This window comes from Micropruina sp., from assembly GCF_047606365.1.
In the GTDB taxonomy this organism is placed as follows: domain Bacteria; phylum Actinomycetota; class Actinomycetes; order Propionibacteriales; family Propionibacteriaceae; genus Micropruina.
On record NZ_JASGEN010000008.1, the window covers coordinates 18,481 to 30,430 of the forward strand.

General features: G+C 69.6%; 12 protein-coding genes. 7 read left to right on the forward strand and 5 right to left on the reverse strand.

What is annotated here, in order from left to right; translation table 11 throughout:
* Positions 1-16 precede the first annotated feature (16 nt).
* From recO to QM624_RS01580, 3 genes are all read left to right on the forward strand, one after another.
* Entirely contained in the window at positions 17-757 is a 741-nt protein-coding gene (gene recO, locus QM624_RS01570; RefSeq protein ID WP_415088339.1) for a DNA repair protein RecO, read from the forward strand.
* A 25-nt stretch (positions 758-782) separates the two neighbouring features.
* Positions 783-1,091 carry an antibiotic biosynthesis monooxygenase family protein gene (locus QM624_RS01575; RefSeq protein WP_415088341.1) on the forward strand — a complete coding sequence of 103 codons (309 nt, stop codon included), beginning with the start codon at positions 783-785 and terminating at the stop codon, positions 1,089-1,091.
* 90 nt (positions 1,092-1,181) lie between these two features.
* Positions 1,182-2,561 (forward strand): glycine--tRNA ligase, encoded by a 1,380-nt coding sequence (locus tag QM624_RS01580; RefSeq protein WP_415088342.1) that lies wholly within the window; start codon positions 1,182-1,184, stop codon positions 2,559-2,561.
* A 460-nt stretch (positions 2,562-3,021) separates the two neighbouring features.
* Here the strand turns inward: QM624_RS01580 and QM624_RS01585 are convergent, their stop codons facing one another.
* Complete coding sequence (locus QM624_RS01585; protein ID WP_415088343.1) at positions 3,022-3,513, reverse strand: hypothetical protein; 492 nt, start codon at positions 3,511-3,513, stop codon at positions 3,022-3,024.
* Between the two features lie 165 nt (positions 3,514-3,678).
* Between QM624_RS01585 and QM624_RS01590 the strand changes: the two genes are divergently transcribed.
* Together QM624_RS01590 and QM624_RS01595 are read left to right on the forward strand one after the other, a co-directional pair.
* Positions 3,679-4,152: a toxin-antitoxin system HicB family antitoxin gene (locus QM624_RS01590; protein ID WP_415088344.1), complete on the forward strand. Its 474-nt coding sequence runs from the start codon at positions 3,679-3,681 to the stop codon at positions 4,150-4,152.
* A 9-nt stretch (positions 4,153-4,161) separates the two neighbouring features.
* Entirely contained in the window at positions 4,162-5,100 is a 939-nt protein-coding gene (locus tag QM624_RS01595) for a DUF4097 family beta strand repeat-containing protein (protein WP_415088345.1), read from the forward strand.
* Between the two features lie 145 nt (positions 5,101-5,245).
* On the opposite strand, the gene QM624_RS01600 is transcribed toward QM624_RS01595, so the two are convergent.
* A complete protein-coding gene (locus QM624_RS01600; RefSeq protein WP_415088346.1) occupies positions 5,246-5,821 on the reverse strand; it encodes a protein-L-isoaspartate O-methyltransferase family protein in 576 nt (191 codons plus the stop codon).
* 227 nt (positions 5,822-6,048) lie between these two features.
* Between QM624_RS01600 and QM624_RS01605 the strand changes: the two genes are divergently transcribed.
* Together QM624_RS01605 and dusB are read left to right on the forward strand one after the other, a co-directional pair.
* Positions 6,049-7,338 (forward strand): MFS transporter, encoded by a 1,290-nt coding sequence (locus QM624_RS01605; RefSeq protein ID WP_415088347.1) that lies wholly within the window; start codon positions 6,049-6,051, stop codon positions 7,336-7,338.
* A 289-nt stretch (positions 7,339-7,627) separates the two neighbouring features.
* The gene (gene dusB, locus QM624_RS01610) at positions 7,628-8,785 is read left to right on the forward strand and encodes a tRNA dihydrouridine synthase DusB (RefSeq protein WP_415088348.1); all 1,158 of its coding nucleotides are present in this window, start codon (positions 7,628-7,630) and stop codon (positions 8,783-8,785) included.
* Positions 8,786-8,796: 11 nt separating this feature from the next.
* Here the strand turns inward: dusB and QM624_RS01615 are convergent, their stop codons facing one another.
* From QM624_RS01615 to QM624_RS01625, 3 genes are all read right to left on the reverse strand, one after another.
* Positions 8,797-9,495, reverse strand: a complete 699-nt coding sequence (locus QM624_RS01615; RefSeq protein ID WP_415088349.1) for a hypothetical protein — start codon at positions 9,493-9,495, stop codon at positions 8,797-8,799.
* A gap of 322 nt (positions 9,496-9,817) precedes the next feature.
* On the reverse strand, positions 9,818-10,744 hold the full coding sequence (locus QM624_RS01620) for an ROK family protein (protein WP_415088350.1): 927 nt from the start codon (positions 10,742-10,744) through the stop codon (positions 9,818-9,820).
* A partial coding sequence (locus QM624_RS01625) for a glycoside hydrolase family 3 N-terminal domain-containing protein (RefSeq protein WP_415088351.1) occupies positions 10,741-11,950 on the reverse strand: 1,210 nt, incomplete at its 5' end. The genes QM624_RS01620 and QM624_RS01625, both read right to left, overlap by 4 nt.

Sequence of the window (11,950 nt, forward strand, 5' to 3'; positions counted from 1 at the left end):
TCGGCGAGAATGAACCGTGCCCACCTATCGTGACGAGGCGGTCGTGCTGCGTACCCACAAGCTGGGTGAGGCCGACCGGATCATCACCCTGCTGTCCCGCCGGAACGGCAAGATCCGCGCGGTCGCGAAGGGGGTGCGGCGCACCTCGTCCAAATTCGGCGGACGGCTGGAGCCGTTCAGCCATATCGACGCCCAGTTCGCCACCGGACGCACCCTCGACATCGTCACCCAGGCGGTCACCCTGCACGCCTACACCGAACCGCTCGGCGGCGATTACACCGCCTACACCACCGGTCAGGTGATCCTGGAGACCGCCGACCGGCTGGTTGCGGAAGAGCGTGAGCCGTCGCTGCAGCAGTTCCTGCTGCTGGTCGGTGCGCTGAACGCGCTGACCGCCGGCACCAGCGACGGGCCGCGTCCGGCCACCATGATCATGGACTCCTACCTGCTGCGCGCGGTCGCCGTCGCCGGCTGGGCGCCGAGCCTGTTCGACTGCGCCAAGTGTGGAACGCCCGGCCCGCACGAGGCGTTCAACCCGCAGGCCGGCGGCATGGTCTGCCGGCGCTGCCGTCCGCCGGCCTCGGCGCTGCCGCCACCGACGGTGCTGCGGTATCTGACCGCCCTACTGACCGGCGATTGGCCGGCCACCCGTGACGTCGACGACCGTGCCCAGCGGCAGGCCAGCGGGCTGGTAAGCGCTTTCGCGAACTGGCACCTGGAGCGCGGGCTGCGGGCCCTGAGTCACGTCGACCGCTGAGCAGGAGCGCCGATAGCCTGGGCCGATGCTGGCGGTGAACAGGTTCCGGGTGATCCCGGAGGACGAGGACGACTTCTTCCGCCGGGCGAGGGCGGCGGTGGACTTCATGGCCACCCGCGAGGGGGCCGAATCGATCGAACTCGTCCGCAACCTCGACGAACCCGACCTGTGGGCGATCGTCGGACGCTGGGCGAACGTCGGCTCCTACCGGCGGGCGTTCAACGGCTACGACGCCAAGGTCGTCCTGGTTCCGCTGCTCAGCGAGGCGATCGACGAGCCCGGCGCCTACGACGTCCCGGACGACGTCGGCCTCAACCTGCCGCGTTCCCGCTAGGGCGGGATCGGTCGGGGACGGCGTCCGGTTCGCGGTAGCGTGGTCACTTGCGTGTCAGCCGGGCATGCATCGACTCACAAGGAGTTTCTCGTGGCCAGTCGCCTCGACAACGTCATCAGCCTGTGCAAGCGCCGGGGCTTCGTCTACCCGTGCGGGGAGATCTACGGCGGTACCCGGGCGGCCTGGGACTACGGTCCCTACGGCGTCGAGCTGAAGGAGAACATCAAGCGGCAGTGGTGGAAGGCCGTCGTGCAGGGCCGCGACGACGTGGTCGGCATCGACTCCTCGATCATCCTGCCCCGGCAGGTGTGGGTGGCCTCCGGGCACGTCGGGGTGTTCTCCGATCCGCTGACGGAATGCCTCAGCTGTCACAAGCGGTTCCGTGCCGACCAGCTGGAAGAGAACTTCGAGCACAAGAAGGGGCGCGCGCCGTCCGGGCTCGAAGAGATCAACTGCCCCGAGTGCGGCACCCTGGGCCGGTTCACCGAGCCACGTGACTTCAACATGATGCTGAAGACCTACCTCGGTGTGATCGAGGACGAGTCCGGCCTGCACTACCTGCGTCCCGAGACCGCGCAGGGCATCTTCATCAACTTCAAGAACGTGGAGAACTCGGCGCGGGTGAAGGTGCCGTTCGGCATCGGCCAGGTCGGCAAGAGCTTCCGCAACGAGATCACCCCGGGCAACTTCATCTTCCGCACCCGTGAGTTCGAGCAGATGGAGATGGAGTTCTTCGTCGAGCCGGGCACCGACGAGGAGTGGCATCAGCACTGGATCGACACCCGCACCGACTGGTACGTCGACCTCGGCATCAGCCGGGACAACCTGCGGCTCTTCGAGCACCCGCAGGAGAAGCTGTCGCACTACTCCAAGCGGACCGTCGACATCGAGTACAACTTCGGCTTCGCCGGCGGTGACGGCTGGGGCGAACTCGAGGGCATCGCGAACCGCACCGACTTCGACCTCGGCACCCACTCGAAGCACTCGGGCACTGACCTGTCCTACTTCGACCAGGCCAAGGGTGAGCGGTACACGCCGTACGTGATCGAGCCGGCCGCCGGCCTGACCCGGTCGCTGATGGCGTTCCTGGCTGAGTCGTACACCGAGGACACCGCGCCCAACACCAAGGGCGGCGTGGACACCCGAGTGGTGCTCAAGCTCGATCCGCGCCTGGCGCCGGTCAAGGTGGCGGTCCTGCCGCTGTCCCGCAACGAGCGGCTCTCACCGGCCGCCCGTGACCTGGCTGCCTCGCTGCGCCGCTACTGGAACATCGAGTTCGATGACGCCCAGGCGATCGGACGCCGCTACCGCCGTCAGGACGAGATCGGCACCCCGTTCTGCGTCACCGTCGACTTCGACACCCTGGACGACCAGGCGGTCACCATCCGCGAGCGGGACACCATGACCCAGGAGCGAGTGGCGATCGACCAGGTGCAGGGTTACCTGGCGCAACGCCTGATCGGCTGCTGACACAACCGGGGACGGTTCTTTCGGTCACCGGGGACGGTTCCTGGTCACCGGGGACGGTTCCTTTGGTCACCGGTGGCGGTCCCTCGAACCAGATCGGGAACGGTTCGGATTGAGGAGGTCGTCACCGGATCTTGCGCATTTCTTGAGGTTCCGCCGATGTTGCGTTGAGGCCTCTCCGGCAGAGTTCTACCTGTGTCGGGGGGCACAGCCGCCAGGAGACAGGGTCGGAATCGTGATTCGGGGGGACGCGAGAACGGCGGGGGGAACCTGTCGAACGGTGAAGACAAGGATCGAGCCGGGTCTGAGGCGCACACGAAGCGTCCAGGACCCGGCTCTCCTCATGTCTGGACGAGTTGAATGGCGAATCGCGGCAGGGGTCTCGACAAGCTCGACCGGCGGGGCGGGGTCTCGACAAGCTCGACCGGTGGTTGCGGGGCCTCGACCAGCGAGACCGGCTCGTTCAGTGTCGCTTGTGGAACAGGTTGCGCAGCCAGCCGAGCACCGTCTGACTGTCCATCGCTTCCTCGAAGCCGTCGGCGATGGCCTCGAAGGAGGCCTTCACGTCCTCGCGATGATCGAGGAACCGGGCATGGCTGATCTCGTCCACGCCTATCAATCCGGTGGCGGACTCGATCGCCTCGGTGACCCGGACCAGCACGCCGAAGGTTTCGGGGGAGGCGTTCACCGACCAGAACGGCAGGGACGCCTCGTAGTCGTCATGCGTCCAGCTCACCAGCAACCCTGAACCGTCATGCACGAGCTGGCGTGAAAAATGGTTCTGGGTGACGTCATGCGAGCCCGCGGGCAGCAACTCCACCAACCGGGCGTGCAATGCGTCCCAGGTCGCGATCTCGTCCGAGGTCAGCTCGGCGGGCGGGTGCGACGCGTCCGCCTCGAGCGGATCAGGCAGGGCGGCGGTATCGGCAGCCACGAAGTGCACGACGAAGCTCATGCCGCGCAGCCTAGTGGCCAGGGGCGGTTCGTGGACGGTTCACGGATGCGCGGCCGCCCGGGCGACAACCCGACGACAAGCAACTGCATCATTCTGACGTCACAATGACACAGCAGTGCGGCGCTATCTCTTGAAATGACGCCATAGAGGCGTCATCATGGCGTCATGGACCTCAATCCTTACCTGACGGCAGTCGCCGTCGACTTGGAGAAGGCGACCGCGCTCGCCGACGACGCCACCAAGGCGATCACCAACAGGGTGGCGGTGGCGGTGGAGCCGGCGCTGCGCCTGGCGATGACCCAGCTACTCGCCGATGCCGCCGCGCAGCTGACCGGCGAGCTGGGAACCGCAGTCGTCACCGTCCGGATGGATGGCCGCGAGCCCGTCCTGCACGTGCAGGAGCAGGCGGCCGCGACCGCCGAGCCGACGGCGCCCGAGCCTCTTGTGGGTGCGGACGACGAGGGCACCGCCCGGGTCACCGTCCGGTTGCCGGAACAGCTCAAACGACGCGCCGAGGGCCTCGCCCAGGCGGCGGACCAGTCACTCAACACCTGGATCGTGCAGGCCGTCCGGCGTGCCGCCCAGGCCCCACGCACCGACCATCGCAACTCGTCCCGCCGGATCACCGGCTGGGCCTGAGGAGGAATCGTGAACACCAGCACCACCACTCGCCACACCTGGGAGTTCGGCACCGACGAGCTGCCCAGGCTGCGGCTGCAGGCGCACCACGCCGACATCTTCGTTCAACACACCGGCGCACCCGGGCAGACCACGGTCACCCTGACCGCGAACGCTCCGGTCGACCTCGGCGAGGTCAAGGTCGACACCGAGGGACGCAACATCGCGCTCGTCATCCCGGTCCTGAAGGCGACCGACGGCTCGAGCTTCGGCTTCTCGTTCCAGATCGGTGGCTTCAGCCTCGGGGCGGGCGGTTCCGTCCCGATCCGGCTGGACGTCGTGGTGCCCGAGGGCGCCGACCTGGAGCTGAAGGTCGGCGGCGGGGACATCGTGATCGACGGACGCTGCGGTGAGCTGCGGGCTCGCACCGGTGGCGGCGACGTCCGTTTCGACGACGCCGGCGATGTTGTCGTGCACACCGGTGGCGGCGACATCCGCGCCAACCGGGCCGCCCAGGGCAACCTCGACACCGGCGGCGGCGAGATCAGCATCGATAGCCTCGGTGAGGGACGCGTGCACAGCGGCGGCGGCGACGTGCATGTTGGCGCGATCGCCTCTGGCGCGATCAAGACCGGCGGCGGTGACATCCACGTCGGACGCACCGAGGGTGACGTCACCGTGACCACCGGCGGCGGCGACGTCCGACTCGACTCGTGCCTGGGCTCGACCGACGTGAGCACCGGCGCGGGCGATGTCAGCGCGCATGTGGCGGGCGGCCGCTGGCAGGCCAGGACGGGCGCCGGCGACATCATCGTCACCGTGCCGCCAGGCGTGCCGGTCTGGCAGGACCTGAGCAGCCCGCTCGGCGACGTCACCAGCCGGATCGGCGGACGCGGTGAGCCGGTCGAGGGGCAGGACCACATCGAGATCACCGCCCGCACCGGCACGGGAGACATCAGCCTGAGCTGACGATCGCGGGTCGAGATCGGACTCTCGTTGGTCGAGCTTGTCGAGACCTAAGGTGGCGCTGACCAGGGGTTTCGACAAGCTCAACCGGCGGGCGAGGCGAACCCGACCGGTGGCGAAACCCTATTGGTGGCTTATCGAGATCTCCTCACACCAGGGGTACGAAGCTGAACCGGTGCTCGTGATCGGGCTCTCGCACCCAACCGTCCGTGTCGCGGAGGACCGTCCACATCACGCCGGCGGCCGGCAGCACCATCCGGCCGCCGATGGCGAGCTGGTGCTCCAGGTCCGCGGGAATCGCGCCGGCGTCGGCCGACACCAGGATGCGATCGAACGGCCCGAGCTCAGGAAGACCGAGAACATCGGGCGCGGCAGCCTGGATCCGCGCCCAGGGCAACTCGACGCGGGCGAGGTTCGCCCGGCCCTGTTCGACCAACTCCGGCACAACCTCGACGCCCACCACCGAACCGCTCGGTCCGGTCAGTCGGGCGAGTAGCGCGGTGGTCCAGCCGGAGCCGCTGCCGACGTCCAGCACCCGGGCGCCGGCGGGTACCTGCAGGCGCTCCAGCATGAACCGCACCGTCCAGGGCTGGGAGTTGGTGGCGCCGTGCCCGATCGGTAGCGGCGCGTCGACCGCGGCACGGTGACGCAGTTCGGGCGGCAGAAAACCTTCGCGCGGTGTGGCCCGGAAGGCCTCCGCCACACGTGCCCGCTCGGTGCTCATCCTCCAGCGTCCCTCGCCTGCCGACCCTTGTCGAGGGTTGCTCTGATATCGACCCCAGAGTCGACCCGTCGGCCGCCAGCCGTAAGCGGACTGATGCCGGTCGGCGGGCTCACTCTGGGGTCGATATCAGACTGATTCGCGGTAAGGGGCCGCGGGTCCAGGCGGTTCTCGGGGTCGCGGGTCGAGACCGGCCCGACCAGCGAGAACGCCGGTGGTTGGCTACTTGGGTGCGTGAACGAATGCGGGCCTTCCTGGCAGACGTCCGGCCACTGCAGGCGCCGGACTTCCGCCGGCTCTGGGTGGCCAACATCGTCACGGTGATCGGCGCGCAACTCACGGTGGTCGCGGTGCCGGCGCAGATCTACAGCCTCACCGGAAGCTCGGCTATGGTCGGGCTGACCGGCCTGTTCGGGCTGGTGCCACTGATCGTGTTCGGGCTGTGGGGCGGCGCGCTGGCCGACCACTTCGACCGGCGCAGCCTGCTGATCGTCACCACCATCGGCCTGATCGTGACCAGTGGCCTGTTCTGGTTGCTGGCGGAGGCGAACCTGGGCAACGTCTGGCTGCTGCTGATCGTCTACGCCGTCCAGCAGGCCTGCTTCGCGGTCAACCAGCCGACCCGGACTGCCGTCCTGCCCGCACTGATTCCGCTCGACCAACTGCCGGCCGCCAACTCGCTGAACATGACCGTGATGAGCGCCGGTGCCATCGCCGGCCCGCTGGTCGGTGGCGCGCTGATCCCGGTCTTCGGGTTTCCGCTGCTGTACCTGATCGACACCATCTGCCTGCTGGCCACCCTGTGGGCGGTGATCAAACTGCCGAAGCTGCCCGTTCTCGAACGCAAGGGGACGCCGGGCCTGCGTTCGGTGCTGAGCGGGCTCCGCTACCTGCTGGGTCACCCGATCCTGCTCACCTCGTTCCTGGTGGACGGCATCGCCATGGTCTTCGGCATGCCGCGTGCGCTGTTCCCGCAGATCGCGCACGAGAGCTTCGGTGGTCCTCCGGCAGGCGGACTTGCGTTCGCCCTGCTCTTCGCGGCGATGCCGGCGGGCGCGGTGCTGGGCGGTGTGCTGTCGGGCTGGGTGTCCCGGGTTGACCGCCAGGGACTGGCCGTGATCTGGAGCGTGATCGGCTGGGGTGTCGCGGTGGTGGTCACCGGTGTGGCGGTCTGGTTCGCGCCGTCGCTGCCGACCGCCATGCTCACCGTCGCGGTCGCGGCGCTGGCATTCGGTGGGGCTGCTGACATGGCGTCCGCGGCGTTCCGTCAGTCGATGCTGCTGACCGCCGCCGACGATGCCGTCCGAGGACGCCTGCAAGGTGTGTTCATCGTGGTGGTCGCCGGTGGACCGCGGATCGCCGACGTGCTGCACGGCTGGGCTGCCGAAGGCATCGGGACTGCTGCCACCACGACGCTGGGCGGCGTGCTGGTCGTCGTGGGTGTGGTCATCGCCGCCGTCGCGATTCCGGCATTCGTCCGCTACCGGATCTCGGAAGAGGTCGGCCGCGCCGATTCGTGAGTTTTCGTCGCCGCCGCGACCACCGCTGGTCGAGCTTGTCGAGACCTGAAACTCGGCGTCTGGATGGGGTGCTGGTGACCGGCAGAACCTCCCCGGTGTCCGAAGGAACCGTCCCCGGTGTCCGAAGGAACCGTCCCCGGTGACCAGGAGAACCGTCCCCGGTGACCATAGGAACCGTCCCCGGTGACCGCGAGAACCGTCCCCGCGGTCACCCTGCGGTGACCCGTCGGTGGGCTCAACGGCGGTGGTCGTGTTGGGCGAGCGCCAGGGGCGAGGTTAGGGTTGGCGGATGCCCGCGTTGCAGCAGACCTCCTTGCGTCCGGCGCCGTTGCGGCTGGGGGCCGTCCAGGTCGACCCGCCGGTGGTGCTGGCGCCGATGGCCGGGATCACCAATGCCGCCTACCGGCAGCTGTGCCGTGAGCAGGGCGCCGGGCTGTACGTCTGCGAGATGATCACCTCGCGCGGCATCGTCGAACGCATTCCGCGGACCTTCTCGATGCTGCGTTTCGACCCCGGCGAGACCACTCGCTCGGTGCAGCTCTACGGTGTCGATCCGGACGTGATGGCGAAGGCGACCGCCATTCTGTGCGACGAGTTCGGGGTCAACCACGTCGACCTCAACTTCGGCTGCCCGGTGCCGAAGGTGACCCGCCGCGGCGGCGGGGGAGTGTTGCCCTGGAAGCGGGACCGGCTGGCCGCGATCCTGACCGCCACGGTGAAAGCGGCCGCGCCGTACGGCGTCCCGGTCACCATGAAGACCCGGATCGGCATCGACGCCGACCACGAGACCTTCCTGGACGCCGGCCGGATCGCCGCCGAAGCCGGCTGCGCCGCGATCGCGTTGCACGCCCGCACGGTCAAGCAGTCCTACGGCGGGTACGCCGACTGGGAGCGGATCGCCGAACTGGTCGCGTCCACCAGCATTCCGGTGCTGGGCAACGGCGACATCTGGGAGGCCCCGGACGCCCTGGCGATGATGGAGCGCACCGGTTGCGCCGGTGTGGTGATCGGACGCGGCTGCCTGGGCCGTCCGTGGTTGTTCCGTGACCTGGCGGCCGCCTTCGCCGGCGAGCCCGCCCCGCCACTGCCGAACCTGGGCGAGGTGGCCACCATGGTCTACCGACACGCCGAACTGCTGGCCGGGCTGGACGGCGAAACCCACGGCATGCGCGACCTGCGCAAGCATATGGCCTGGTACTTCAAAGGCTTCCCGGTCGGCTCCGAGCTGCGCCGCGGCCTGGCCATGGTGTCGAGCCTGGCTGAACTGTCCGGCCTGCTCGAACAACTCGACCCGGATCAGGAGTTCCCGAGCGCCGAGCTGGGCTCACCGCGCGGACGCCAGGGCTCGGCCCGCGAGCGGGTGGTGCTGCCTTACGGCTGGCTGGATTCGCAGTGTCTCGGTGACGCCGACATCGCCGACGCCGAGTCCGACGTCTCCGGCGGCTGAACCTTCGCCGGTCAGCTCATGTACGGCATCATCGCGGCGACCATCATCACGATCGCGATGATCGGCGCGAGGACGCCCAGGATGATCGCCCACACACCGTAGGAGCGGCCGCGGCGCGTGGCCGCGGCGACGATGCCGGTGATCCAGGCGGCGGTGCCGCCGTAGCCGGCCACGTTGAGCGCCAGGAGGCCGCCGGAACCGAGCTGGTCGAGCAGCTCCTGGGTCATCTGGTCCTGCGTCATGGTGCCGCCGGAGGACGCCGCGAGCGGCCCGACCAGGACGCCCATCCGCCACATCAGCCAGCAGAGCACCACGCCACACACCACGACGCCGCCGAGCGCGATCATGCCCAGCAGAGGGGAGCGTTGCTGGGCCTGCTGCCCGTAGGGCATTGCGCCCGGTGCCTGTGGGTAGCCCTGTTGCACGGGCGGGTACCCCGGCTGTCCAGCCGGATATCCAGCCTGCTGCCCCCAGCCGGCGCCGGGCTGCGCACCGCTGTAGCCGCTCTGCTGGCCCCAGCCCCCGCCGGGTTGTGCACCGGTGCCGTAGCCGGCCTGCTGACCCGTGGGGTAGCCGCCCTGCTGGCCGCCGGTCTGCGGGCTCCACTCGGTGGGAGTGCTGGGCTGCGCCGAACCGTGCGGCTGTTGCGGTTGACCCTGCGGCGAGTACGGGGGCTGGTAAGGGTTCTGGGGATCGGGACTTTGAGTCATGGCTGCCTTCCGCGTCGTGACCCTTCCATGATGACAGGCGCCGGTGACGGGTTCGGTCGGCACACGGCGACCGAACCGGATCCGTCGGCCGGACGCGGCGTCAACCGGGTGCTCAGGAGCCTCAGTAAGCGGGCACGGCCTTGAGCACCTAAGGATGCGCTGATCAAAGCCCTTCCATCGTCCTCCCGGACTTTGATCTGGGATCTCTCGCGCCTGAGATCCCGGGTCGGAGCCCGGGATGACGTGACCAATGTGGCGTATCGCTGGTTGAGCTTGCCGAACCCCTTGCCAATGAGGTCTCGGCAGGCTCGACCGAGGAGAATCAGCACTTCGGCAGCAGGGCGGCACCGACGGCGGCCAGCGGCTGCCCGGAGGGTGCCACGACAAGGCGTCCGGGAAGGTCGAGTGACGCAAGGAACGCCGAGGCACTCGCCCGTTCAACCAGCAGCTGACGGGCCAGATCGGCCAGTCCCGGCGCGGTCTGGATCACGCCCCCGCCGACGACCACCCAGTCGGACCCCTGGGTCAGCACCATCAGTTGCACCGCGTCCGCTATTCCGGACGCCGCCAGCTCGGCCACCGCGGCCGCCTCCCGATGGCCGTCGGCGGCTGCGCCCATCAGCGTGCCGAGACTCACCGCGGGTGTCAGCCGGGACAACCGCTGGGTGAGCTGCGCACCGCCGGCGACCACCTCGATGCAGCCGTCCTGCCCGCAGGCGCAGCGTCCGGCGCCGGGCCGTACCGGGATGTGACCGATCTCTCCGGCCAGGTTGTCCGAGCCGCGCACCAGCCGTCCGCCGGTCAGCGTCGCGGCCGCCACACCGGTGCCGAAGTTGAGGTAGCTGAGGTCGGCGTCGTGCGCGTCGAGCTGCCGGGCGACGCCCAGCGCGGTGGCCTTCACGTCGTTGTCGACCCGCACCTCGACGCCGATCAGCCCGCCCAGCCGTTCGCCCAGCGGCAGTCGTCCGATGCCCAGATTGACCGCGGTATGCACCACTCCGGCGTGATGGTCCACCCGCCCCGGTATCCCGACGCCGACGCCCTCAAGATCACTGAATCGCAACCCGGCCCGTTGGACGCACTCCCGAGCAGCAGCCAGTGCAGTGGCGAGCACACCGTCGGCGCCCGGCTGGGTGGGCCGGACGTGGTCGGCCACGATCCGGCCCTGTTCGTCGAGCAGGACAGCCTGGGTCTTGCTTCCTCCGATGTCGATGCCGAGGCTCGGCGCGGTCGGCGGCGACGGAGTCATCGGGCTCCTTCGGCGAGCAGCCGGATCAGCCCGGTCGCGGCACCGCGGCCGCTGCCGAAGGTGACCACGTCGAGGCGGACCGGGCCGGTGTGGTCGGGCCAGCCGAGTTCGACGATGAGCGCGTCCGGACGCTGCCGCAGCACCGTTGCGGACGCCGTCCGCAGGAACTCGACCCTGTCCAGGTCCCGTCCCTGGACAACCAGCGGCCGCTGCCGGTACCGACGCAACACGTCGGCGAGCGCGTCCAGGTCGGCCACGGTCAGCGTCGTGGCTCCCGGCAGCCGCGCCGCCAGGTCGCCTGCCAGGTGGTCGCCGATGCCCCAAGGGGTTTCGCCGGCGGCGATGCTGGCCGGCGACGCGAGCCTGACCAGGACGGGCGCGACCAGCGGCTCGATCGGGGCACGAAGCAGGAACCCGGCCGGATCGACCGCGACTGGTTCGGACGGGGGATCGACGGCTGCCCCGCGCAGCCGGGACAGCTCGGACGACAGGGTGCGCACCCGGGCGGCGGCATTCAGCACGCGCGACGACGGCAGGCGTCCGTGGCCGACCGCGGTCAGGATGTGGCGGCGCACCGCGTCCAGCAGGTCGGCGGTGCTTTCGCTGCCCAGGCAGAGCAGGTCGACGCCGGCTGCCAGCGCCAGCACGGCGGCCTCGGGAATGCCGCGGTCCGCGCTGGCTCCGGCCATGTCGAGGGCGTCGCTGACGATCGCGCCGGTGAAGCCGCGGCGGCGTAGCTCGCTGAGCACTGCTGCGCTGAAGGTGGCCGGACGATCCGGGTCGAGCGCCGGCACCAGGATGTGCGAGGTCATCACCGCTACGGTGCGTGCGTCGACGGCGGCAGCGAACGGCGGCAACTCCCGGACGGCGAGGGTTGCGGCGTCCACAGCGATGGTGGGCAGGCCGAGGTGGGAGTCGGTGCCGGTGTCGCCGTGCCCCGGAAAGTGCTTCGCGACCGCACCCACCCCCGCCGGCTGCAGTCCCTCAACGTAGGCCGCGACGTGGCGCGCCACCAGGTCGGAGTCGGCACCGAAGCTGCGCACCCCGATCACCGGGTTGCGCGGGTTCGCGTTGACGTCGGCGACCGGAGCCAGGTTCAGGTCGATGCCCGCCGCGCGCAGTTCGGCGCCGATGCCGGCGGCGACGTCGCGGGTGAGGGTCAGGTCGTCGCGGTGCCCCAGATAGGCCATCGACGGCGCGGGCGAG